Here is a 21,846-nt window from a genome sequence, read left to right as displayed (position 1 = left end):
AGTCTCTGGCGGGTGTCGGGGTTGTCTTGCGTTTTTGGGTGCGTGACCGTCTCGTTGTGCGCTGAGTCTCTGGCGGGTGTCGGGGTTGTCTTGCGTTTTTGGGTGCGTGACCGTCTCGTTGTGCGCTGAGTCTCTGGCGGGTGTCGGGGTTGTCTTGCGTTGGGTGCGTGACCGGTCTCGTCGTGCGCTGAGTCTCTGGCGGGTGCTGGGGTTGTCTTGCGTTGGGTGCGTGACCGGTCTCGTCGTGCGCCGAGCCCTTGGCGGGCATCGGGGTCGTCTTGCGTCCGGGGGGTGACTGGCCTGTCGTGCGCCGAGTCCTTGGCGGCGCCGGGGTCGTCTTGCGTCGGGGGCGTGACCGGCCCGTCGTGTACGGAACCCCTGGCGGGCGCCGGGGCCGCCTCGCCTCGGACGCGTGACCGGCCCGCGTACGCCGGTGCCCGCGGTGGCCGTTCCGGCCCGGGTCAGTTCCGGTTCGTGTCCTGTCCCAGCAGTCCCGCCGTCGCAAGGTGCTTGGCGATCCGCTCGACCTCCTCGCCGGACAGCGGGATCTGGGGCTCGGCGGTCACCGGGCAGTCGATCACGCCCCGCAGGTGCAGCGCCGCCTTGAACGCGCCCAGCGCCGCCGAACTCCCGCCCATCCGCGCCGGGTCGCCCACGCGGACCATCCCGAACAGGGCGCACAGCCGCTCCTGTTCCGTCCGCGCGCCCTCCAGGTCGTCCGCCCGGCACTGCCGGTACAGCCGCACATACCCGTGCGGGTCGACGTTGGCCAGGCCCGGCACCGCCCCGTCCGCGCCCAGCGCCAGCGCCGCGTCGGTGATCTGCTCCGAGCCGGTCAGCACCCCGAACCCCGGGTGGGCGCGGGAGCCCGTGACCAGCTCCCGGAAGGCCGCCAGGTCCCCGCTGGAGTCCTTGATCCCGGCCAGTACGCCGTCCCCGGCGAGCCCCAGCACCAGATCCGCGGGGAGCTTGGTGTGCACGGCGACGGGGATGTCGTAGGCGATCACCGGGACCGGGCTGGCGGCGGCGATCCGGCGGAAGTGGTGGACGATCTCCGCCGGATGGGTGCGGGTGTAGAACGGGGCGGTGACGACGACGGCCTCCGCGCCGGCCCCGGTGACCGCCGCGACATGCTCCAGGACGCGCGGGGTCGTCATGTCGATCGCGCCGGCGATGACCGGCAACTGCCCGCCCAGGTGCGCGGTCACGGCCGCCACCACCTGCCGGCGCTGCGCGTCCGTCAGGAACGCCGCCTCCGAGGTCGAGCCCAGCAGGAACAGTCCGTGCACCCCCGCCTCCACCAGGAAGTCCACCAGGCGCAGCAGGGACGGCACGTCCACCTCGCGTTCCGGTGTCAGGGGCGTGCAGACGGGCGGGACGACACCGGTGAGCGGGGCGGGAAGGGTCATTCAGGGCTCCTGGCGCGCTAGGTCTCTGGTCGACGTGTCCTCCTCCACAGGATGGTGACACCGGTAGCGGTGAGCGGGGTGTGACGCGGCCGAGAAGTCCGGCATCACCCGCGCGCACAGCTCGTCGGCCTTCCAGCACCGGGTGCGGAACGGGCAGCCGCTCGGCGGGCGGGTCGCCGACGGCACCGGGCCGGTCAGCGGGATCGGGTCGATGGGGTCCAGCAGGCCGGGCGTCGCCGAGAACAGGGCCCGGGTGTACGGGTGGCGGGCCGCGTCGGTGACCCGGCCGGCCGGGGTCTCCTCCACGATCCGGCCCAGGTACATCGTGATGACCCGGTCGCTCATCCGCCGGACCGTCTGGATGTCGTGCGACACGAACACCAGGGCCAGGCCGAGGCGTTCCTTCAGGTCCAGCAGCAGGTTCAGGATCTGCGCGCGCACCGAGACGTCCAGGGCGCTGGTCGGCTCGTCGGCGACCACCAGCGCCGGGTCCAGGGCGAGCGCGCGGGCGATGGCCACCCGCTGCCGCTGCCCGCCCGACAGTTGCCCGGGCAGGGCGTCCGCGAGCGCCCCGGGCAGCCCCACCAGCGCCATCAGCTCCCGTACCCGCTCCTCGCGCTCGGCCCGGCTGCCGCGCCGGTGCACGTCCAGCGGGTCGCGCAGGATGCGGCGGACGGTCAGCCGGCGGTTCAGGGCGGTCGACGGGTCCTGGAGGACCAGCCCGGTGCCCGCGCCGACCGTGGCCCGGCGTTCGGCGGCCGGCATCGCCCACAGGTCCCGGCCGCGGAACGCCACCGTCCCCGCGACCGGCCGCTGGATGCCCACCAGCACCTGCGCCAGGGTCGACTTCCCGCACCCCGACTCACCGACCACGCCCACCGTCTCCCCGGCCGCCACGGACAGGTCGGCGCCGGTCAGGGCGTACACCCGGTCCCGCCGCAGCAGCCCGCCACCGCGCGCCCGGTGCACCACGTGCGCGTCCCGTACCTCCACCACAGCGGTCACTGCAGGGCCTCCTCGCTCTCCGCGGACGTCAGCTCGACCGCCGGGTGGTGGCAGGCGGCCGTGTGGGTGGCGGTGCCGGCCAGGGCCGGGGCGGTGGTGTGGCACACGTCGGTGGCCAGCGGGCAGCGGTCGGCGAACCGGCAGCCCGCCGGGAAGTCGGCCGGGGACGGCACGACGCCCTTGATCTGAGTCATCCGCTCCTCGGCGGACTCCAGCGACAGCACGCTGCCCAGCAGCCCGCGCGTGTAGTGGTGGGCCGGTGCCGCCACCAGGTCGGCGGTCACCCCGGTCTCCACGATCTGCCCGCCGTACATCACCGCCACCCGGTCGGTGACGTCCGCGACCAGCGCCAGGTCGTGCGAGACCAGGACCAGCGCGAAGCCCAGTTCCGCGCGCAGCCGCAGCAGCAGCTCCATGACCTGGGCCTGCACGGTGACGTCCAGCGCGGTGGTCGGCTCGTCGGCGACGATCAGCCCCGGCTCGCGGGACAGGGCCATGGCGATGAGCACGCGCTGGCGCTGCCCGCCGGACAGCTCGTGCGGATAGCTGCGCAGGGTGCGTTCCGGGTCCAGCCCGACCAGCGACAGCAGTTCGGCGGGGCTGCGCCGGCCGCCGCGCCGTACGAGCTGCCGGAGCTGGGCGCGGATGGTCATGGCCGGGTTGAGCGAGGACAGGGCGTCCTGGTAGACCATGGCCATCTCGTGGCCGAGCAGCCGGCGCCGTACCCGGGCCGGCTCGGTCAGCAGGTCCCGCTGCCGGAACCGCACCTGCCCGCCGGTCCGGGCCCCCTTCGGCTGGAGCCCCATCACGGTGAGCGCGGTCAGCGACTTGCCGCAGCCCGACTCGCCCACCAGGCCCAGCACCTCGCCGGGGTACACCTCGAAGCCGACCCCGGCGACGATGTCCACGCCCCGGTGCCGGTCCGGGAAGCCGATGGTGAGGTCCTCCACCGCGAGCACCGGCCGCCCGCTCCGGTCGGGCAGCGGCCGGGCCCGGGAGCGCAGCCGCCGGGCCGCCTCGGCGAGGCCGGGCAGCGGCAGCACCCCGCCGGCGCCCGGCTCGGGCGTCTGGAGCCGGTCCGCGGGCGCCCGCACCTCCCTGGGGGCGGGCGCGGCCCACGCGTCCGACACGCCCTCGGAGAGGATGTTCAGCGCCAGCACGGTGACCAGGATCAGCAGCCCCGGGAAGACGGTCGCCCACCAGCCGCCGGTCAGCACCATGTTCTTGCCGTCGGCGATGACACTGCCCCAGGACGGGTCCGGGGGGCGCACGCCCGCGCCGATGAAGGAGAGGGACGCCTCGAAGACGATGGCCTCGGCGACCTGGACCGTGCAGAACACCAGCACCGGGGCCGCGCAGTTGACGGCCACGTGACGCAGCACGATGTGCGGGGTGCGGGCGCCGATGACCCGTTCGGCGGTGACGTAGTCCTCGCCGTACTGGTCCAGCACGTTGGCCCGCACCACCCGCGCCACCGGCGGCGTGAACAGGAACGCGATGGCGCAGATCAGCACGCCGATCCCGCCGCCGAACACGGCCACCAGCACGGCCGCGAGCGCGATGCCGGGAAACGCCATCACCACGTCCAGGCAGCGCATCAGCGTCTCGTCCACGGCCTTGCGGGAGGTGGCGGCCACGGCACCGAGCACGGCCCCGGCCACCAGTGCCAGCGCGGTCGCGCCCAGCCCGATGGCCAGCGACCAGCGGGCGCCGTACATCAGCCGGCTCAGGATGTCCCGGCCCAGGCTGTCCTGCCCCATCCAGTGTGCGGCGGACGGCGCTCCCGTACCGCCCACCGGGTCCTGCTGGGCGAGCGGATCGTCCGGCGCCAGCACCGGGGCGAGGAGGGCGACCAGGACGACCACGGCCAGGAAACAGACGGCGGCCTTCGACACCAGCGGCAGCCGGCGCCAGCCGCGCAGCCGGACGCCGGGCCGCGACAGCCGCTCGGTGAGCCTCGCGCGCGTGACCATCAGCCCGCCCTCAGTCGTGGGTTGACCAGCAGATACAGGACGTCGATGACGAGGTTGACGACGACGAACCCGGTCGCGGTGGTCAGCACCACGCCCTGCACCACCGCCGGGTCGCCGTTCTGCACGGCGTCGATCATCAGCTTGCCCATGCCGGGCAGCGAGAAGATCGTCTCGATGACGACGGCACCGCCGAGCAGATAGCCGACCCGCAGCCCGAGCACGGTGAGCGGGTTGACCAGGGCGTTGCGCAGCACGTTCCGGCCGACCACCACGCGCGGCGGCAGCCCGCTGCCGATCGCCGTGCGCACGTAGTCCTTGTCCAGCTCCTCCACCACCGAGGTCCGCACGATCCGGGTGAGCTGGGCGGCGACCGGCAGGGAGAGGGCGACGGCGGGCAGCGCCATGGTCTTCAGCCAGCCGGTGACCGAGTCGCCCGGGTTGACGTAGCCGCCGGTGGGGAACCAGCCCCGGTCCACGGCGAGGTACTGGATCATCAGCAGTGCCAGCCAGAAGCCGGGCGCGGCGACCCCGACCAGCGAGACCACCCGGATGATCTGGTCCGGCAGCCGGTCCCGGTACACCGCCGCCGTCACCCCGCCCGCCAGCGCCAGCACGACGGCCAGGGCGAGCCCGAGGAACGTCAGCTGGAGGGTGAGCGGCAGGGCGGTGGTGACCTGGTCGACCACGGGGGCGCGGGTGAGGGCGCTGGTGCCGAGGTCGCCGTGCAGGAGGTCGCCTACGAAGTGGACGTAGCGCACGGGCAGCGGGTCCAGCAGTCCGTTGCGCTCCCGGAAGTCGCGCAGCTGCTCCGGTGTGGGGTTGGCGCCCTGGAAGAACGCGGACGCCGGGTCGACGTCCGAGAACCGCATCACCAGGAACACGAACAGCACGATGCCCAGCAGCAGCGGCACCAGCAGGGCGACCCGGCGGGCCAGGATGCGGACGACGGTGGTCATGCCGTCAGATCCAGCGGGCCTGGAGGAGGTTGAGGCCGGGGTAGGGCTGGGCCCGTATCCCGGAGAGTTCGCGCGGGTCCCAGGCGGTCATCAGCTCGTTGTGGACGACCGGGTACAGCACGGCCTGTTCGGCGACCACGTCGATGTAGTCCTGGATCATCGCCTTCTTCTTCGAGGGGTCCGGCTCCCGGGTCGCCCGGTCCATGTCCTTGAAGAGCTGCCGGGCGACCGGGTCGTCCGCCCACCGTGTGTAGCGCATCCACAGGTTCTCGGGGCCGTAGTTGTAACGCATGATCAGATCGGCGTCGAGGCCGAACTGGTTGGGGTTGGAGGCGGCGGCCACCACCTGGTAGTCCCGCTGCTGGTCCATTTTGGTGAACACGGCCGTGGTCTCCTGCGGCGCCAGCGTGGTGCGCACGCCCACGGCGTCCCAGCAGGACTTGACCGTCGGCAGGCAGTCCACGATCCAGCTGACGTTGACGGCCATGATCTCGACGTTCAGGCCCGACACCCCCGCGGCCTTCAGCAGCGCCCTCGCCTTGCCGGGGTCGTAGTCGTAGACGGTCCTGGCCCGCCGGTGGCTCGGGTTGCCCTCGTTGAGGAACGAGGACGCGGGCCTGCCGTGCCCCTTCAGGGCGACCCGCACCATCTTCTCGCTGTCGATGGCGTAGTGCAGGGCCTGGCGCACCCGGACGTCGTCGAAGGGCTTGTGCCGGGTGTTGAACATCAGGAACAGGTTGTTCATCCCGGCCCCGCCGGCCACCTTCAGCCCGCCCTGCTCCAGGCGGGGGATGTTGGCGTACGGGATGTTGTCGGCGATCTGCGCGCCGGCGCCGGTGCCGGAGATCCGGGCGACGCGGGAGGACGCGTCCACGATGGTCAGCCAGTTCATCTTCCGGAAGACGGGCCTGCGCGGGCCGTTGTACGCGGCGAACGCCTCGAAGGTGGTGTTCGACTTCGGGTGGTGCGCGGTCTGCCGGTACGGCCCCGAGCCCACGGCCAGCCCCTTGACCGCGTCGTCCCAGGCGCCGGGCCGGGAGTAGACGTGCGCGGGCATGATCTTGGCGAGGGTGAGCCGGGAGAGCCCGTCCGGGAACGGGAACCTGAGTTTCAGCTCGACGGTCCGGGCGCCGGCCTTGCGCACCGACTCCAGCCAGGAGGCGAAGAAACCCTTGGCGAGGGTCTGGGTCTTCGGGTCGAGGATCCGGTCGAAGACGAACACGACGTCGTCGGCGGTGACGGGTGTGCCGTCGTGGAAGGTGGCGCCGTCGCGCAGCGTGAACCGCCAGGTGGTCGCGTCCGGGTCGGCGGGCAGCGCGGTGGCGAGGGCGGGGTACGGCGCGCGGGTGATCGGGTCGGTGTCGAGAAGTCCCTCGTAGATGTGATTGTTGGCGGCCATCGCGAACGCGGACGCGGTCTGCGTCGGGTCCCAGCTGCCGTCGTTGCCGTAGCCGATGACGGCGGTCAGCGTCCGGTCCTTGCCGCCGCCCCCGCCGCCGGGGTCGTTGGTCGACTCCGGCCCGGCGGAACACCCCGCGAGCACCGCCCCCGCGCCCAGCACCCCGGCACCCAGCAGTAACGACCGGCGGCGCGGTGCCGGTACGTCGGGAATCACGTCGTCGCGCACGGGTCCTCCAGCAGGTCGGTGAGCCGATGAGGGGGAGGGGGCGGAGGGGAAAGCGGGTGGGAGGGTGAGATACGACGTCCTACGTCCTACGTCCGCTCGGTAGCGCGACGATAAGAGGGGCCGTGGGGGCGGTCAAGACAGCGCACGCGAACGAACCCGCGCGGCCCAGCTCCACCTGGGTGAATCCCGCCCGCCTCCGGCGCGTTCGCGTTCCGCCCCGCAGGACACCCGCACCGCCTGTCGGGGACCGCCGGCCACGGCCGACCCGGCCCCCGGACGCCGTCCGAGTGGAGAAGCGCAGCGTCACGCTTGATGTACAAAGCGTAAACTCGGAAACGGAAGGGGAGCAGTGTGAGCGGCATCGAAGAGGCGGAGGAGGCGTTGAGGGAATTGCGGTCGGCTCTCGAAAAGGCCGGGGTCGTTCTCCCGTCGCTGGGGCTCGATCCGGTGAGTCTCGTACGGGAAGTGCCCTGCCCGCTGGTGGACCTGGGCCGGTGTTCGGTGGACACCGCGCGCCGGCTGACGGCGGCACTGGCGGGGGAGGCGCGGTGAAACCCGTCGTCGGCAGTCATGTGATGGACACCCGCACCGGGAAGGTCGGCATCGTCATGGGGCACGAGGGGCCCTATGTCCAGGTCAGACCCTACGGCGGCGGGCGCGAGTGGGACGCCGAGCCGGGGGCGCTGCGCTGCGCCACCCCGGCCGAGCGGCTCAGCGCGGCCACCGCGTACGCCAACGCCCGCAGCCGCGGGGAGGTGCTCTAGCCGCTCCCGCGCATGGGCGAGAATGGGGCCATGAGTCTGTTCCGCGACGACGGCATCGTGCTGCGCACCCAGAAGCTGGGCGAGGCGGACCGGATCATCACCCTGCTCACGCGCGGGCACGGACGGGTGCGGGCGGTGGCCCGCGGGGTGCGGCGGACGAAGTCGAAGTTCGGGGCCCGGCTGGAGCCGTTCTCCCACGTGGACGTGCAGTTCTTCGCCCGTGGGAGCGAGCTGGTCGGGCGTGGCCTGCCGCTGTGCACGCAGAGCGAGACCATCGCTCCGTACGGCGGCGGCATCGTCACGGACTACGCCCGGTACACCGCCGGTACGGCCATGCTGGAGACCGCCGAGCGCTTCACCGACCACGAGGGCGAGCCCGCGGTGCAGCAGTACCTGCTGCTCGTCGGGGCGCTGCGGACACTCGCCCGGGGCGAGCACGCGCCGCACCTCGTCCTCGACGCCTTCCTGCTGCGGTCCCTGGCCGTCAACGGCTACGCGCCCAGCTTCGGCGACTGCGCCCGGTGCGGGATGCCGGGACCGAACCGGTTCTTCTCCGTGGCCTCCGGCGGCTCGGTGTGCGCCGACTGCCGGGTGCCCGGCAGCGTCGTGCCGTCCCCGCAGACCCTGGTCCTGCTGGGGGCGCTGCTTACGGGAGACTGGGAGACGGCGGACGCGTGCGAGCCGCGCCACGTCCGCGAGGGCAGCGGGCTGGTGTCCGCCTACCTGCACTGGCACCTGGAGCGGGGACTGCGCTCCCTGCGCTACGTAGAGAAGTAACCACGGCACGGGTCGAGGAGACGAGAAGCACATGGTCGTACGCGGGATCCTGGGGCGCCAGCGGCGCGAGTACAAGGCGCCGGAGCCGCATCCGTCCGGTGCGCGCGCGCCCAAGCTCCCGGGCGAACTGGTGCCGGACCACGTGGCGATCGTCATGGACGGCAACGGCCGGTGGGCCAAGGAGCGCGGGCTGCCGCGCACGGAGGGGCACAAGGTCGGCGCCGAGCGGGTGCTGGACGTGCTCCAGGGCTCGATCGAGATCGGCGTGCGCAACATCTCGCTGTACGCCTTCTCCACCGAGAACTGGAAGCGCTCGCCCGACGAGGTCCGCTTCCTGATGAACTTCAACCGCGACTTCATCCGCAAGACCCGCGACGAGCTCGACGCGCTCGGCATCCGGGTGCGCTGGGTGGGCCGGATGCCCAAGCTGTGGAAGTCGGTCGCCAAGGAGCTCCAGGTCGCCCAGGAGCAGACCAAGGGCAACGACCTGCTCACCCTGTACTTCTGCATGAACTACGGCGGCCGGGCCGAGATCGCCGACGCGGTGCAGGCCATCGCCGAGGAGGTGCGGGCGGGCCGGCTCGACCCGTCGAAGGTCACCGAGAAGACCGTCCAGAAGTACCTGTACTACCCCGACATGCCGGACGTCGACCTGTTCCTGCGGCCGAGCGGCGAGCAGCGCACCTCCAACTACCTGCTGTGGCAGAGCGCGTACGCCGAGATGGTCTTCCAGGACGTGCTGTGGCCCGACTTCGACCGCCGCGACCTGTGGCGGGCCTGCATGGAGTTCGCCTCCCGTGACCGCCGCTTCGGCGGCGCCGTCCCGAACGAGGAGCTGCTGGCGATGGAGGCCGCCATGAAGGGCGATTCCTGACCGTCGGGGTCACCCGCGCCCCGGCGGGGGCGCGGGGAACCGCGCGGCCGGCCACCACGCGCCCGCTGTCCCTCGGAGGCTAGCCCTCGGCGCACTCCGCGCACTCCGCGCACGTGCCGAAGATCTCCACCGTGTGGGCCACGTTGACGTAGCCGTGTTCCGCCGCGATGGCCTCCGCCCACTTCTCGACGGCCGGGCCCTCCACCTCCACGGCCTTGCCGCAGGCGCGGCAGACCAGGTGGTGGTGGTGTTCGCCGGTGGAGCAGCGGCGGTAGACGGACTCGCCGTCGGAGGTGCGCAGGACGTCGACCTCACCGGCCTCGGCGAGGGACTGGAGGGTGCGGTAGACCGTGGTCAGCCCGACGGAGTCGCCCTTGTGCTTGAGCATGTCGTGCAGCTCCTGGGCGCTGCGGAACTCGTCGACCTCGTCCAGGGCCGCCGCCACGGCTGCACGCTGGCGGGTAGCGCGCCCCTTCACGGGCGGTCCAGCGGTCGTCACCGTTGCCTCCTTCGATGGCTCGCTTCTGCCCGGGCCATTGTGCCAGCCCGGGCCGACAGCGGTCAGACGCCGATCTCGTCCCCGGCCCCCCGCGCGGCCGGAATCGTGCACTCGGCGGGGTCCGGGGCGGGCCGCGCGGCGGCCGCCGCGCGGGCGCGCCGCCGGGCCAGCGGGGTGGCGAGCGCGGTGAGCGCGAGGAAGGCGGCGATGGTCAGCAGGACGATCGTGGCGCCGGGCGGGACGTCCTGGTAGTACGACGTGACCGTGCCGCTGACGGTCACGGCCACGCCGAGGACCACGGCGATCACGAAGGTGACGGTGAAGCTGCGGGTGAGCTGCTGGGCCGCCGCCACGGGCACGACCATCAGCGCGGACACCAGCAGCAGCCCGACGACCCGCATGGCGACGGTCACGGTGACGGCCGCGGTGACGGCCGTCAGCAGGTTCAGCGCGCGCACCGGCAGGCCCGTGACCCGCGCGAACTCCTCGTCCTGGCTGACCGCGAACAGCTGGCGGCGCAGCCCCAGGGTGACCAGCAGCACGAAGGCGGCGAGCACACAGATCGCGGTCACGTCGGACGGGGAGACCGTGGAGAGGGAGCCGAACAGGTACGAGGTCAGGTTGGCGTTGGAGCCGCCCGGCGCCAGGTTGATCAGCATCACGCCGCCGGCCATGCCGCCGTAGAACAGCATGGCCAGGGCGATGTCGCCGCGCGTGCGGCCGTACCAGCGGATCAGCTCCATCAGGACCGCGCCGAGCACGGAGACGGCCGTCGCCATCCACACCGGGGAGGTGGAGAGCAGGAAGCCGAGGCCGACGCCGGTCATGGCCACGTGCCCGATGCCGTCGCCCATCAGGGCCTGGCGGCGCTGGACCAGGTAGATGCCGACCGCGGGCGCGGTGATGCCGACCAGCACGGCGGCCAGCAGCGCCCGCTGCATGAAGGCGTAGTTCAGGAATTCCATCAGCTCAGCAGTCCCGTGCGGATCGGTTCGGTGCCCGCCGGCGCGTGCGGGTGTACGTGGTCGTGGCCGGGCAGCGCGTGCTGGCCGACCGCGCGCGGCGGCGGGCCGTCGTGCAGGACGCAGCCGTCGCGCAGGACCACCGCGCGGTCGATCAGCGGCTCCAGCGGGCCCAGTTCGTGCAGCACGAGGAGGACCGTCGTACCGGCCTCCACCTGCTGCCGCAGGGTCTCGGCCAGGACCTCCTGGCTGGCCAGGTCGACGCCGGCCATCGGCTCGTCCATGATCAGCAGTTCCGGCTCGGAGACCAGCGCGCGGGCGATCAGCACCCGCTGGTGCTGGCCGCCGGACAGGGCGGTCACCGAGTCCTTGGCGCGGTCGGCCATGCCGACCAGCTCCAGGGCGCGGCGGACGGCTTCCCGGTCGGCCTTGCGGAAGGGCCCGAAGCGGGTGCGGGCCAGGCGGCCGGAGGAGACGATCTCGGTGACCGTCGCCGGGACGCCGCCCGCCGCCGTCGTGCGCTGCGGTACGTAGCCCACGCGCGCCCAGTCGCGGAAGGACCGGCGCGGGGTGCCGAACAGCTCGACCGTGCCGCCGCTGACCGGCACCTGGCCGATGGTCGCGCGGACGGCCGTGGACTTGCCGGAGCCGTTGGCGCCGAGCAGCGCGACGACCTCGCCGCGGCCCACGGTCAGGTCGATGCCGCGGAGCACGGGGCGGGCGCCGAGTTCGGCGGTCACCCCGCGCAGGGCTATGACGGGTTCGCCGGTGGTCATGGTGGTGCCTCCCGTGGCGTTCACTTGGCGCCCAGGGCCTGCTGGAGCGCCTTGAGGTTGGCCCGCTGCACCGCGAAGTAGTCCCGGCCGCGGGAGTGCTCGGTGATGCCCTCGACCGGGTCCAGGACGTCGGTCCTCAGGCCCGTGTCGTGCGCGATGGTCCTGGCGGTCTTGTCGCTGACCAGGGTTTCGTAGAAGACCGTGGAGACGCCGTCGGCCTTCGCCGTCCTCTCCAGGTCCCTGACCCGGGCGGCGCTCGGCTCGGACTCGGGGTCGAGGCCGTTGATGGCCTCCTCGGTGAGGCCGTAGCGCTCGGCGAGGTAGCCGAAGGCGGCGTGGGTGGTGATGAAGACCTTGCTCCTCGTGTGCGCGAGGCCGTCCGCGAACTCGGTGTCCAGCTGGTTCAGCTGCTTCACGAGGGCGGCGGTGTTCTTCTTGTAGTCGGCGGCGTGGCCGGGGTCGGCCTTCTCGAAGGCCTTGCCGACGCCCTCGGCGACCTGGGCGTAGCGCACCGGGTCGAGCCAGATGTGCGGGTCCTTGCCCGCCCCTTCGCCGCCCTCGTGGTGGTCGTGCTCGGCGGCGTGGCCGCCGACCTCGTTGCCGTGGTCCTCCAGCGTGGTCAGGGAGGCGGCGTCGATCTTCGTCTTCACCGGTGACTGGGCCACCGCCTCGTCGACGGAGGGCTGGAGGTTCTTCAGGTAGAGCACCGCGTCGGAGTCCTCGAGGGAGCCGATCTGCTTCGGGCTCAGCTCCAGGTCGTGCGGTTCCTGGCCGGGGGAGGTGAGGGTGGTGACGTGCGCGTGGCTCCCGCCGATCCGCTCGGCGAGGAAGGCCATCGGGTAGAACGACGCGACGACGTCGAACTTGTCGGTGTTGCCCGCCCCCGCCGCGTCGCCGGAGCAGCCGGCGAGGGTGGCGGTGCCGAGCGCGGTGACCGCGGCCAGCGCGGCGGTGCGTATGAGGCGTCGTCGTACGTTCATGACACTCATTTTCAACAAATATGGAAACCGTTGTCAACAACGCTCGTCATACGGTCTGGACAGGGGCCGATTTGGTCGTGGGGGAGCCTGCGCCGGTAACCTGAATCATTCGCTGGAAGCATCTCGCTTCAACGCCCGTCGTCGTTAATGAAGAGAGCACCGTGGCCGCCGACAAGATCGACACCATCGTCAGCCTGAGCAAGCGCCGTGGCTTCGTTTTCCCCTGCAGTGAGATCTACGGCGGCCAGCGTGCCGCCTGGGACTACGGACCGCTGGGTGTCGAGCTCAAGGAGAACATCAAGCGCCAGTGGTGGCGCTACATGGTGACGTCGCGCGAGGACGTCGTCGGTATCGACTCGTCCGTCATCCTGGCTTCCGAGGTCTGGGTCGCCTCCGGCCACGTCGCCACCTTCACGGACCCGCTGACCGAGTGCACCTCGTGTCACAAGCGGTTCCGCGCCGACCACCTGGAAGAGGCGTACGAGGAGAAGAAGGGCCACGCCCCGGCGAACGGCCTCGCGGACGTCAACTGCCCGAACTGCGGCAACAAGGGCCAGTTCACCGAGCCCAAGCAGTTCTCCGGCCTGCTGTCCACCCACCTCGGCCCGACCCAGGACTCCGGCTCCGTCGCCTACCTGCGCCCCGAGACCGCCCAGGGCATCTTCACCAACTTCGCCCAGGTGCAGACCACCTCGCGCCGCAAGCCGCCGTTCGGCATCGCCCAGATGGGCAAGTCGTTCCGCAACGAGATCACGCCCGGCAACTTCATCTTCCGCACCCGCGAGTTCGAGCAGATGGAGATGGAGTTCTTCGTCAAGCCGGGCGAGGACGAGCAGTGGCAGGAATACTGGATGGAGCAGCGCTGGAACTGGTACACCGGCCTGGGTCTCCGTGAGGAGAACATGCGCTGGTACGAGCACCCGAAGGAGAAGCTCTCCCACTACTCCAAGCGCACCGCCGACATCGAGTACCGCTTCCAGTTCGGCGGCAGCGAGTGGGGCGAGCTGGAGGGTGTCGCCAACCGCACCGACTACGACCTCTCCGCGCACGCCAAGGCATCCGGCCAGGACCTCTCCTACTTCGACCAGGAGGCCGGCGAGCGCTGGACGCCGTACGTCATCGAGCCGGCGGCGGGTGTCGGCCGCACCATGCTGGCCTTCCTGCTCGACGCCTACGTCGAGGACGAGGCGCCGAACGCCAAGGGCAAGATGGAGAAGCGCACCGTGCTGCGCCTCGACCACCGCCTCGCCCCGGTGAAGGTCGCGGTGCTCCCGCTGTCCCGCAACCCGGAGCTGTCCCCGAAGGCCAAGGGTCTCGCCCAGGCGCTGCGCCAGCACTGGAACATCGAGTTCGACGACGCCGGCGCCATCGGCCGCCGCTACCGCCGTCAGGACGAGATCGGTACGCCGTACTGCGTGACCGTCGACTTCGACACCCTCGAGGACAACGCCGTCACCGTGCGCGAGCGTGACTCGATGAAGCAGGAGCGGGTGTCGCTGGACCAGATCGAGGGCTACCTGGCCTCGCGTCTGCTGGGCGCCTAGTCACGACCGCGTGATGCCGGGCGGGCCGTTGTCGGCCCGCCCGGCATTCGTGTGTCCGCGGGCATCCGTGTGCCCGCGCCCGCTCAACGGCCCTGGAGCGCCTTGACGTTGTCGCCGAACGTCCAGTTCTTCGAGCCGTCCCAGTTGACGGACCAGGTCATCAGGCCCTTGAGCGAGGTGCCGTAGTTCCGCCAGGCCTGGGCGACCAGGGACGGGGACATGTAGCCGCCGCCCGCGCCGGGCTGGGCGGGCAGCCCCGGGACCTGCTTGTCGTAGGGCACCTTGACCGTCGTGCCCTGCACCACCAGCCCCTTGTTCAGACAGTCGGTCTGCGTGGTGAAGCCCTGCACGGTGCCCGCCGAGTAGGAGTCGCCGGAGCAGCCGTACATGCTGCCGTTGTAGTACTGCATGTTCAGCCACCACAGCCGGCCGTTGTCCGCGTACTTCTTGATGACGGGCAGGTACGCGCCCCAGATCGAGCCGTAGGTGACGCTGCCGCCGGTGACGTACGCCGTTTCCGGGGCCATCGTCAGCCCGAAGTTCGAGGGCATCTGGGCGAGGATCCCGTCGATGACGCGGATCAGGTTGGCCTGGGACGCGGACAGCTGGTTGATGTTGCCGCTGCCGACGAGACCGGTCTCGATGTCGATGTCGATGCCGTCGAAGTTGTACTTCTTCAGGATCGGCACGATCGTCGCCACGAAGCGGTCGGCGACGGTCTGGGACGACAGGTCGATGCCGGCCGCCGCGCCGCCGATGGACAGCAGGATCGTCTGGCCGGACGCCTTGGCCTGGCACATCTCGGCGGGCGTGGCCACCTTCACGCCGGCGTCCATGCCGTCCTCCCACAGCGCGGTGCCGTCGGAGCGGATCACCGGGAAGGCCGCGTTGATCACGTTGTAGCCGTGGGCGGCGATGCGGGAGTCGGTGATCGGGGTCCAGCCGAAGGGCGGGTGGACGCCGTTGGCGGAGCCGTCCCAGTTCTCCCAGTAGCCCTGGAGCACCTTGCCCGCCGGGCGGGACTTCACCGCGCAGGTGTCGGCGGCGGCGGAGGCGGCGGGTGCGGTGGCGAGGGCGAGCGGGGCGAGGACGGCGCCGGTCAGGGCGGCGGTGAGCAGGCGCAGGGTGCGGCGGAGCATCGGGCCTCCCGGCGGGGGTCGATCGGTGTCGGGTCGGTCGTTCTCAGGAGCGCGGTGTCGCAGACATGACAGTGCGCTGGTCCAGACCATTCGTCAAGAGGTCTGGACCAGGTGGCCGCCGACCTGAGGGGCGGACATTATTGGACTGACAGATATTGAAATCTGTCATCCGTCATGTCATAGTGGTGGGCATGACGATGCGAACCCGCAAGCTCGGCACCACCGGCCCCCAGGTCTCCGCCCTCGGCCTCGGCTGCATGGGCATGTCCGGCATGTACGGCGAGGCGGACCGCGCCGAGTCGATCGCGACCATCCACGCGGCCCTGGAGGCCGGCGTCACCCTGCTCGACACCGGCGACTTCTACGGCATGGGCCACAACGAACTGCTGATCAACGAGGCGCTGCGCACGGCGCCCGCCGCACTGCGGGAGAACGCGCAGGTCAGCGTGAAGTTCGGCGCGCTGCGCGGCCCGGACGGCGACTGGTACGGCTTCGACGGCCGCCCGGCCGCCGTGAAGAACTTCGCCGCGTACTCCCTCCAGCGCCTCGGCGTCGACCACATCGACGTCTACCGCCCGTCCCGGCTCGACCCGGACGTGCCCATCGAGGAGACCGTCGGTGCCGTCGCCGAACTGGTCGAGAAGGGCTGGGTCCGGCACATCGGGCTCAGCGAGGTCGGCGCGAGCACCATCCGCCGGGCCGCCGCCACCGCCCCCATCGTCGACCTCCAGATCGAGTACGCGCTGATCTCCCGGGGCCCCGAGCGGAACATCCTGCCCACCCTGCGGGAACTGGGCATCGCCGTCACCGCGTACGGCGTGCTCGCGCGCGGGCTGATCTCCGGCCACGTCTCGGCCGGGCAGGGCTTCGCCGCGAACGACTTCCGCGCCCACTCGCCCCGCTTCCAGGGCGACAACCTCCGGCACAACCTCACCCTGGTCGAGTCCCTGCGGAAGATCGCGGAGCAGAAGGGCGTCTCCGTCGCGCAGATCGCCATCGCCTGGGTGCTCTCCCGGGGCGAGGACATCGTGCCGGTGATCGGCGCCCGCACCCGCGAGCGGCTCGGCGAGGCCCTGGGCGCGCTGGACGTGACCCTGGACGAGTCCGACCTCGCCGCCATCGAGGCCGCGGTGCCGGCGGACGCGGCGGCCGGCGACCGGTACGCGGCGGAGCAGATGGCCATGCTCGACAGCGAACGCTGACCGTCGTGCCGGGTACCGTCTAGGCATGCCATCGACCAGCGAAACCCTGACCGCCGAGCGCATCCTCGAAGCCACCGAGGAGGTGCTGCGCCGCCACGGCCCGGCCAAGGCGACCGTGGTCGACGTGGCCCGCGCGCTCGGCGTCAGCCATGGCAGCGTCTACCGGCACTTCCGCACCAAGGCGGCGCTGCGGGAGGCGGTCACCAAGCGCTGGCTGGACCGCACCTCGGAGCGGCTGGCCGGGATCGTCATGGCCGAGGACCGCTCCCCCGAGCAGCGGCTGCGGGACTGGCTCGCCGCCCTCTTCGAGGCCAAGCGGCACAAGGCGGGCGACGACCCCGAGCTGTTCGCCACGTACACCGTGCTCGTCGACGAACTCGGGGGCGTGGTCCACGACCACATCGCCGACCTCACCGGCCAGCTCACCCGCATCATCGCGGCGGGCGCGGACTCCGGCGACTTCACCGCCGCCGACCCGGCCACGGCGGCCCGCGCCGTCTTCCACGCTACGGGCCGCTTCCACGACCCGGGCTACGCCCGCGAGTGGACGGAGCCGGGGATCGAGGAGGAGTTCGAGGCGGTGGTGGGGTTGCTGGTGCGGGGGTTGCGGGCGGCGGCGTAACCGTCCTTGCGGCGGCTGTCCCTGTAGGGCGCAGCGGAGCGCCGTGCGGCTCACCGGCCTTCCTCGCCCTCACCTTCGCCCTCGCCCTCGTCGTCGGCCAGGCGTTCGCCGGGGGACTCGGCGACGCGGAGGGCGTCGAAGAGGCATTCCGTCAGCCGTGTCGCCGTGAAGCGCAACTCCGGCCGCGACGCGTCCGGCTCGTCCAGCAGCGCCCGGGCCGCTCCCAAGACGTTCTGTCCGGCGCCGAGTTGGGCTTCCTCCATCTCGTCCGCGAGTCGGCTGATGACGCCCTTGGGATCGCTTGCGCGCAGGTACACGCGCTTGCCGTTCTCGGACCAGGGCAGCAGGCGGGGTCGGGTCAGACGGCTGGGCACTGTCGACAACCTCCACGGGGTTGGTGGCCATGCCCCCGGGCGGTCGCACGGTCACGGGGGTCCTTGCCGGAGAACCCTCTCGCCGCGCGCCGACCGGAAACAGGGACGGAGCGTCCCACTTTCGTCACGCTAAGTCGTGACTCCCAGGAACTCGGCGAGCTTGCGCAGCCCCGGTGGCCGGTGTGGGCCGGCCCAGAGGTCGGTCACGATGGCCACGGCGTGCGTGTGGTGCCGCATCCATGCGGGGGTGGTCCGCCGCAGCTTCTCGAGCGTCTTCACGGCACCCTCGGCGTCCCCGACGTCCGTATGGGCCCGGGCCACGTCCAGGAGCAGCCATGTACGCCACGACGGAGGGACGTCCGCACCGAGCCGCATGCCTTTCGCGAGGCTCAGCGCCTCCTCCGGGCGGGCGTGCTGCACGGCGAGACGGACGCGTTCGATGCGTACGGACGACCTGCTGAAGACGGAGACCATCCTGCCGTCCGCCGGGGTCGCGAGCGTGGTGAGCCGGCGGGCGGCGTCCTCGGCCGTCCGCATCATGTCGCCGGCGGTCCCGTAGTCGCCGGAGCGGGCGGCGGACGTGGCCGCCGACATGATCAGCCCGCCCCAGACGCGCAAGCCCTCGGCGGTCATGCCGCGTTCGCGCTCCAGGCCGTCGGCCGCGTGGACGGCGAGGTGCTTGGCGTCGTCCAAGCGGTTCTGCCGCTGGTAGTTCCAGGCCACGGAGTTGCTGATCATGCGGGCCAGCAACGGGTCGGAAGATCTCTCGGCCGCGTTCATGGCACGTTCCAGGGCGCTCAGCGCGAGATCGGTCTTCCCGAGACGGATGGCGAGGTGCCCTGCCAGTTGGAGGGTTTTGCCCAGGGCGGCCTCTCCTGCCGCCCTCTCGTCGGTGGTGCCGACCGCGGCGGCGAAACGGGCGTCGTCGACCATGCCCGGGAGTACTTCCATGAGGCGCCCGAACTCCGCGTCGTGGTACAGCGTCCAGCCGTCGGCGATCTCCCGCCACAGAAGGGGGAGGGACAGCTTTTCGACCCCCTTCGGTTCCTGAGGGGGCAGGAACAGCGGAGGCATGATCGCGCGACGCAGAGCGACCAGCTGCGGCGGGTCGGGTTCGCCGGTCGACGGTATGGCGGGCGGGTCTCCCAGGAGGGCGGTCAGCTCCACTCCCAGGCCGCCGGACAGAGCGTGCAGTGTCGGCAGCCGGGCGCTGTGCTTCCGCTTCTGTTCGAGCTTCCGCACCAGGTCCACGGATACTCCGGACCGTTCCGCCAGCGCCTCCTGCGTGAGGTCGGCCAGCCGCCGTAAGCGGGCGATCCGGTCACCCAGGTGTTCATTCACCATGCCGACCAAGCTACCGCCGGGGAGCCCACGGCATCCGGACGTCGGCCGGGAAGCCTCCCGGACCGACCCGGCCCCGACGGCCCGCGCCGTATGCCAGGCGATCGGGCCGCTTCCAAGGTTCGCTGCCCGTCGGTGCGGTGTCCTGCCCGGGAGCGAACGGGGGCAACGTCCGTGATGCCGGGGGGAGTTAACCTCCTGTCGTTGCACTTCGAGGAGAGGGAGCGGTCGTGGCGGGAGCGTTGATCATCGGGGCGGGGCCGGGGATCGGGCAGGCGGTGGCCCGGCGGTTCGCCCGGGAGGGACTGCCGGTCGCCCTTGTCGCGCGGACGAAGGAAACGGTGGTGGCGGCGGCCGAGTCCATCGCCTCCCCGGGCGTTCCGGTCCTGCCGCTCACCGCCGACGCCGCCGACGAGACCGCCCTGCGCGCCGCCCTCGACACCGCCGCCGGTGAACTCGGCGAACCCGACGCCGTGGTCTACAACGCGGCCGTCATCCGCCCCGACACGATCGGCGAACTCCCGCTCCGCGACCACCTGGACACCTACGCGGTCAACGTCCTCGGCGCCGTCACCGCCGCCGCGCACACCCTGCCCGGGATGGCACGGCGCGGACGCGGAACCTTCATCGTCACCGGCGGGATGCCCGAGATGAAGCCGCAGTACGTGAGCCTGTCGCTGGGCAAGGCCGGGGTGCGGGCGCTGGTCGAACTGCTCGACGCGGAGTACGGGCCGTCCGGTGTGCACGTCGCCACGGTCACCGTCGGCGGAGTGGTCGCACCCGGGACGGCGTACGACCCCGACGACATCGCCGAGCACTACTGGCGTCTGCACACCCAGCCGCGCGAGCGGTGGGAGCGCGAAGTCCTCCACTGAGGGAGCACCGCGCGACGATCGCCAGGACGGCGCCCGGGGCTCGGCCACTGCAAGGGGCGGCAGGACGGCCCGCAAACCGCTAGCGGACCAGGGCGCCTTGGGGGATCCGCAGGCCGGTGACGGCACCGATGAACACATCGTCGTTCCCGAGCCCCATCATCCACACGGGTCGCCAGCCCTGGCCCTTGACCTTCTGGGCCAGGAGTAACGCGCCTTGGGCGGTCCGGCCCGTGTACGTGCGAGCAAGCCGTGCTGCCTCGTCCTTCGAAACGGTGCTTCCGGGCAGTTTGGGGTCCTTCAACGCGCGGGCGGTGAAGTTCATGATGCGCCCATTCGAGGTCACCGTGACGTTCAGTCGCATGGGCGTCATCAGTCTCTTGCTGTACCGACGGTACGCGAACATGTAGATCGCATACCGCACCGTCGCCAACGGGCCCCCGCCTGTCGGCAGCAATGTCACGGCGAGGATGCCGGCGGAACAGACGGCCAAGAGTACGCGCACCGTGATCGAGCGGGGGGACCCCGGCGACCAAGTGACGGTCAGCGGCACGGGCGGCAAGACGCGGACCGCCGGCATCGAATACGGCAACGACCAGTTCACCCACATGGTGGCGGTCCCCGACGGCGCGTTGCAGGCCACCGCCTGGCGGTGACCGCCCGGGTCACGCCCCCTTCGACGCCATCTCCGCGACCGGGCGTATCTCCGCCGTCTCCAGGCTCGCCGCCGTCCGCTCGGCGGTCCGGCGGGCCCAGCGGCCGCTGCTCAACAGGCCGAGGACCAGGACGGCCAGGCCGCAGCCGGCGAGGATCCACCAGCCGGGGCGGGCCGCGGAGACGAACGCGTGACGGTACGACGACGAGCCGATGCCGGAGGCCAGGACCGCGCCGATCACCGCGACGCCGAGCGTGGAGCCCAGCTGCCGGCTGGTGGAGGCGACGGCGGCGGCGACCCCCGCCTGGGCGCGGGGCATGCCCGACACCGCCGTGTTGGTGATCGGCGCGTTCACGAAGCCGAAGCCGATGCCGAACAGGGCGTAGCCGAGCAGCAGGGTGGCGTTCGACGTCTCCGCCTCGAACGCGGCGAACAGGACCCCGCTCGCGGTCATCGCCGCACCCGCCACCAGCAGGGAGATCCGCGGGCCGCGGCTGCCGACCAGACGGCCGGACAGCGGGGCGCACAGGAACGTCGGCACGGCCATCGGCAGCATCCACAGGCCCGCGTGCAGGGCGTCGAGGCCGCGCACGTTCTGCAGATACAGCGTGGACAGGAACAGGAAGCCGCCCAGGGCCGCGAACGCGCTGATCGCGATCACGGTGGCGCCGCTGAACGGGGCCGAGTGGAAGAAACGCAGGTCGATGAGGGGTTCGGCGCGCCGGGGCTCGTACCACAGGAGAGCCAGCAGGGCGGCCACGGCGAGCGCGGCGAAGGGGAGGACGGGTCCCGCGCCGGATTCCGGGGCCTCGATGATCGCGTACGTCAGCGCGCCGAACAGGGCGATCACCAGCAACTGGCCGACCGGGTCGGGGCGGCGGGCGCGGGGCGCGCGGGACTCGGGGACGTAGCGCAGGGTGAGCAGGAGGGCCGCCAGGCCGACCGGGAGGTTGAGCCAGAAGATGGCGCGCCAGCTCACCGACTGCACCAGCAGCCCGCCGACCAGCGGGCCCGCCGCCATGGAGATGCCGACGACCGCGCCCCACACGCCGATCGCGCGGGCACGCTCGCGGGGGTCGGTGAAGGTGTTGGTGATGATCGACATGGCGACCGGGTTGAGCATCGAGCCGCCCACCGCCTGGACCATGCGGAACACGACCAGGAGTTCCAGGTTCGGGGCGAGGGAGCAGAGCACCGACCCCGCGGTGAACACCACCAGGCCCACCATGAAGACGCGCTTGCGGCCGATCCGGTCGGCCGTGGAGCCCGCGAGCATCAGCAGCGAGGCCAGGACGAGCGTGTACGCGTCGATGGTCCACTGCAGACCGGACGTGGTGGCGTCCAGATCGCGCTGCATCGCGGGCAGCGCCACGTTCAGCGCGGTGGTGTCCAGGCTCACGATCAGCAGACTCATGCAGCAGATCGCGAGCACGAGCAGGCGTCGGCGATGACTCAACTCGGGCATGTGCGTCATCGTACGCCGATGTCGATAGTG

General features: G+C 71.7%; 23 protein-coding genes. 9 read left to right on the top strand and 14 right to left on the bottom strand.

The genetic code is table 11. The features are described 5' to 3' along the window. Positions 1-461: 461 nt before the first annotated feature. Genes AB0E62_RS15355 through AB0E62_RS15335 form a run of 5 tightly spaced genes read right to left on the bottom strand, consistent with a single transcriptional unit; the run spans position 462 to position 6,970 of the window. Entirely contained in the window at positions 462-1,409 is a 948-nt protein-coding gene (locus tag AB0E62_RS15355) for a dihydrodipicolinate synthase family protein (protein WP_362192656.1), read from the bottom strand. After that, positions 1,410-2,414 carry an ABC transporter ATP-binding protein gene (locus tag AB0E62_RS15350; protein WP_362192653.1) on the bottom strand — a complete coding sequence of 335 codons (1,005 nt, stop codon included), beginning with the start codon at positions 2,412-2,414 and terminating at the stop codon, positions 1,410-1,412. Beyond that, the gene (locus tag AB0E62_RS15345) at positions 2,411-4,387 is read right to left on the bottom strand and encodes a dipeptide/oligopeptide/nickel ABC transporter permease/ATP-binding protein (RefSeq protein WP_362192649.1); all 1,977 of its coding nucleotides are present in this window, start codon (positions 4,385-4,387) and stop codon (positions 2,411-2,413) included. The genes AB0E62_RS15350 and AB0E62_RS15345 overlap by 4 nt, the downstream gene beginning before the upstream one ends. Next, entirely contained in the window at positions 4,387-5,343 is a 957-nt protein-coding gene (locus tag AB0E62_RS15340; RefSeq protein WP_362192646.1) for an ABC transporter permease, read from the bottom strand. Before AB0E62_RS15340 ends, AB0E62_RS15345 begins: the two co-directional genes overlap by 1 nt. Before the next feature lie 4 nt (positions 5,344-5,347). Further along, positions 5,348-6,970: an ABC transporter substrate-binding protein gene (locus AB0E62_RS15335; RefSeq protein WP_362192644.1), complete on the bottom strand. Its 1,623-nt coding sequence runs from the start codon at positions 6,968-6,970 to the stop codon at positions 5,348-5,350. Positions 6,971-7,321: 351 nt separating this feature from the next. On the opposite strand from AB0E62_RS15335, the gene AB0E62_RS15330 reads away from it, so the two are divergent. The 4 genes from AB0E62_RS15330 to AB0E62_RS15315 are packed head-to-tail and all read left to right on the top strand — an operon-like array spanning position 7,322 to position 9,385. Continuing rightward, complete coding sequence (locus AB0E62_RS15330; RefSeq protein ID WP_362192641.1) at positions 7,322-7,522, top strand: hypothetical protein; 201 nt, start codon at positions 7,322-7,324, stop codon at positions 7,520-7,522. Next, on the top strand, positions 7,519-7,734 hold the full coding sequence (locus tag AB0E62_RS15325) for a hypothetical protein (protein ID WP_268692250.1): 216 nt from the start codon (positions 7,519-7,521) through the stop codon (positions 7,732-7,734). The genes AB0E62_RS15330 and AB0E62_RS15325 overlap by 4 nt, the downstream gene beginning before the upstream one ends. A gap of 30 nt (positions 7,735-7,764) precedes the next feature. After that, positions 7,765-8,511 carry a DNA repair protein RecO gene (gene recO, locus AB0E62_RS15320; RefSeq protein ID WP_362192638.1) on the top strand — a complete coding sequence of 249 codons (747 nt, stop codon included), beginning with the start codon at positions 7,765-7,767 and terminating at the stop codon, positions 8,509-8,511. Between the two features lie 31 nt (positions 8,512-8,542). Further along, positions 8,543-9,385 (top strand): isoprenyl transferase, encoded by an 843-nt coding sequence (locus AB0E62_RS15315; RefSeq protein ID WP_362192635.1) that lies wholly within the window; start codon positions 8,543-8,545, stop codon positions 9,383-9,385. Between the two features lie 79 nt (positions 9,386-9,464). On the opposite strand, the gene AB0E62_RS15310 is transcribed toward AB0E62_RS15315, so the two are convergent. The 4 genes from AB0E62_RS15310 to AB0E62_RS15295 all read right to left on the bottom strand — a co-directional run bounded on the left by AB0E62_RS15310 (position 9,465) and on the right by AB0E62_RS15295 (position 12,602). Continuing rightward, complete coding sequence (locus AB0E62_RS15310) at positions 9,465-9,884, bottom strand: transcriptional repressor (RefSeq protein ID WP_362192632.1); 420 nt, start codon at positions 9,882-9,884, stop codon at positions 9,465-9,467. Between the two features lie 62 nt (positions 9,885-9,946). Then, the gene (locus AB0E62_RS15305; protein ID WP_362192629.1) at positions 9,947-10,849 is read right to left on the bottom strand and encodes a metal ABC transporter permease; all 903 of its coding nucleotides are present in this window, start codon (positions 10,847-10,849) and stop codon (positions 9,947-9,949) included. Continuing rightward, positions 10,849-11,622, bottom strand: a complete 774-nt coding sequence (locus tag AB0E62_RS15300) for a metal ABC transporter ATP-binding protein (protein ID WP_362192626.1) — start codon at positions 11,620-11,622, stop codon at positions 10,849-10,851. Before AB0E62_RS15300 ends, AB0E62_RS15305 begins: the two co-directional genes overlap by 1 nt. A gap of 20 nt (positions 11,623-11,642) precedes the next feature. Continuing rightward, positions 11,643-12,602 (bottom strand): metal ABC transporter substrate-binding protein, encoded by a 960-nt coding sequence (locus AB0E62_RS15295; protein ID WP_362192623.1) that lies wholly within the window; start codon positions 12,600-12,602, stop codon positions 11,643-11,645. 161 nt (positions 12,603-12,763) lie between these two features. Here AB0E62_RS15295 and AB0E62_RS15290 point away from each other — a divergent pair, with 161 nt between their 5' ends. Further along, positions 12,764-14,146: a glycine--tRNA ligase gene (locus tag AB0E62_RS15290; RefSeq protein WP_030604840.1), complete on the top strand. Its 1,383-nt coding sequence runs from the start codon at positions 12,764-12,766 to the stop codon at positions 14,144-14,146. An 83-nt stretch (positions 14,147-14,229) separates the two neighbouring features. Here the strand turns inward: AB0E62_RS15290 and AB0E62_RS15285 are convergent, their stop codons facing one another. After that, on the bottom strand, positions 14,230-15,285 hold the full coding sequence (locus AB0E62_RS15285; RefSeq protein ID WP_362192620.1) for a chitinase: 1,056 nt from the start codon (positions 15,283-15,285) through the stop codon (positions 14,230-14,232). Positions 15,286-15,476: 191 nt separating this feature from the next. On the opposite strand from AB0E62_RS15285, the gene AB0E62_RS15280 reads away from it, so the two are divergent. Next, complete coding sequence (locus AB0E62_RS15280; protein WP_362192617.1) at positions 15,477-16,487, top strand: aldo/keto reductase; 1,011 nt, start codon at positions 15,477-15,479, stop codon at positions 16,485-16,487. Positions 16,488-16,512: 25 nt separating this feature from the next. Then, on the top strand, positions 16,513-17,109 hold the full coding sequence (locus AB0E62_RS15275; RefSeq protein WP_362192614.1) for a TetR family transcriptional regulator: 597 nt from the start codon (positions 16,513-16,515) through the stop codon (positions 17,107-17,109). A gap of 50 nt (positions 17,110-17,159) precedes the next feature. On the opposite strand, the gene AB0E62_RS15270 is transcribed toward AB0E62_RS15275, so the two are convergent. Both AB0E62_RS15270 and AB0E62_RS15265 read right to left on the bottom strand, forming a co-directional pair. Then, positions 17,160-17,483, bottom strand: a complete 324-nt coding sequence (locus tag AB0E62_RS15270) for a hypothetical protein (protein ID WP_362192612.1) — start codon at positions 17,481-17,483, stop codon at positions 17,160-17,162. A gap of 129 nt (positions 17,484-17,612) precedes the next feature. Continuing rightward, positions 17,613-18,827 carry a helix-turn-helix domain-containing protein gene (locus AB0E62_RS15265; protein ID WP_362192609.1) on the bottom strand — a complete coding sequence of 405 codons (1,215 nt, stop codon included), beginning with the start codon at positions 18,825-18,827 and terminating at the stop codon, positions 17,613-17,615. Positions 18,828-19,054: 227 nt separating this feature from the next. Between AB0E62_RS15265 and AB0E62_RS15260 the strand changes: the two genes are divergently transcribed. Next, a complete protein-coding gene (locus AB0E62_RS15260) occupies positions 19,055-19,699 on the top strand; it encodes an SDR family NAD(P)-dependent oxidoreductase (protein WP_362192606.1) in 645 nt (214 codons plus the stop codon). A 79-nt stretch (positions 19,700-19,778) separates the two neighbouring features. On the opposite strand, the gene AB0E62_RS15255 is transcribed toward AB0E62_RS15260, so the two are convergent. Further along, positions 19,779-20,060 (bottom strand): hypothetical protein, encoded by a 282-nt coding sequence (locus AB0E62_RS15255; protein WP_362192603.1) that lies wholly within the window; start codon positions 20,058-20,060, stop codon positions 19,779-19,781. 106 nt (positions 20,061-20,166) lie between these two features. Between AB0E62_RS15255 and AB0E62_RS15250 the strand changes: the two genes are divergently transcribed. After that, entirely contained in the window at positions 20,167-20,352 is a 186-nt protein-coding gene (locus tag AB0E62_RS15250) for a hypothetical protein (protein WP_362192600.1), read from the top strand. Between the two features lie 9 nt (positions 20,353-20,361). Here AB0E62_RS15250 and AB0E62_RS15245 read toward each other — a convergent pair whose 3' ends face one another. Continuing rightward, the gene (locus AB0E62_RS15245) at positions 20,362-21,816 is read right to left on the bottom strand and encodes an MFS transporter (protein WP_362192597.1); all 1,455 of its coding nucleotides are present in this window, start codon (positions 21,814-21,816) and stop codon (positions 20,362-20,364) included. Positions 21,817-21,846: the final 30 nt, after the last annotated feature.

The organism is Streptomyces sp. NPDC038707, from assembly GCF_040636485.1.
Classification (GTDB): Bacteria; Actinomycetota; Actinomycetes; order Streptomycetales; family Streptomycetaceae; genus Streptomyces.
The sequence above is the reverse complement of the archived record's forward strand: the minus strand, read 5'-3'. Positions and strand labels throughout refer to the sequence as shown.

What these genes read in the sequence shown, in the direction of transcription:
- AB0E62_RS15355 (WP_362192656.1), bottom strand. Translation starts at nt 1,409, where the DNA reads ATGACCCTTCCCGCCCCGCTCACCGGTGTCGTCCCGCCCGTCTGCACG.
- AB0E62_RS15345 (WP_362192649.1), bottom strand. Translation starts at nt 4,387, where the DNA reads ATGGTCACGCGCGCGAGGCTCACCGAGCGGCTGTCGCGGCCCGGCGTC.
- AB0E62_RS15340 (WP_362192646.1), bottom strand. Translation starts at nt 5,343, where the DNA reads ATGACCACCGTCGTCCGCATCCTGGCCCGCCGGGTCGCCCTGCTGGTG.
- recO (WP_362192638.1), top strand. Translation starts at nt 7,765, where the DNA reads ATGAGTCTGTTCCGCGACGACGGCATCGTGCTGCGCACCCAGAAGCTG.
- AB0E62_RS15315 (WP_362192635.1), top strand. Translation starts at nt 8,543, where the DNA reads ATGGTCGTACGCGGGATCCTGGGGCGCCAGCGGCGCGAGTACAAGGCG.
- AB0E62_RS15305 (WP_362192629.1), bottom strand. Translation starts at nt 10,849, where the DNA reads ATGGAATTCCTGAACTACGCCTTCATGCAGCGGGCGCTGCTGGCCGCC.
- AB0E62_RS15300 (WP_362192626.1), bottom strand. Translation starts at nt 11,622, where the DNA reads ATGACCACCGGCGAACCCGTCATAGCCCTGCGCGGGGTGACCGCCGAA.
- AB0E62_RS15295 (WP_362192623.1), bottom strand. Translation starts at nt 12,602, where the DNA reads ATGAACGTACGACGACGCCTCATACGCACCGCCGCGCTGGCCGCGGTC.
- AB0E62_RS15285 (WP_362192620.1), bottom strand. Translation starts at nt 15,285, where the DNA reads ATGCTCCGCCGCACCCTGCGCCTGCTCACCGCCGCCCTGACCGGCGCC.
- AB0E62_RS15280 (WP_362192617.1), top strand. Translation starts at nt 15,477, where the DNA reads ATGACGATGCGAACCCGCAAGCTCGGCACCACCGGCCCCCAGGTCTCC.
- AB0E62_RS15275 (WP_362192614.1), top strand. Translation starts at nt 16,513, where the DNA reads ATGCCATCGACCAGCGAAACCCTGACCGCCGAGCGCATCCTCGAAGCC.
- AB0E62_RS15265 (WP_362192609.1), bottom strand. Translation starts at nt 18,827, where the DNA reads ATGGTGAATGAACACCTGGGTGACCGGATCGCCCGCTTACGGCGGCTG.
- AB0E62_RS15255 (WP_362192603.1), bottom strand. Translation starts at nt 20,060, where the DNA reads ATGCGACTGAACGTCACGGTGACCTCGAATGGGCGCATCATGAACTTC.
- AB0E62_RS15250 (WP_362192600.1), top strand. Translation starts at nt 20,167, where the DNA reads ATGCCGGCGGAACAGACGGCCAAGAGTACGCGCACCGTGATCGAGCGG.
- AB0E62_RS15245 (WP_362192597.1), bottom strand. Translation starts at nt 21,816, where the DNA reads ATGCCCGAGTTGAGTCATCGCCGACGCCTGCTCGTGCTCGCGATCTGC.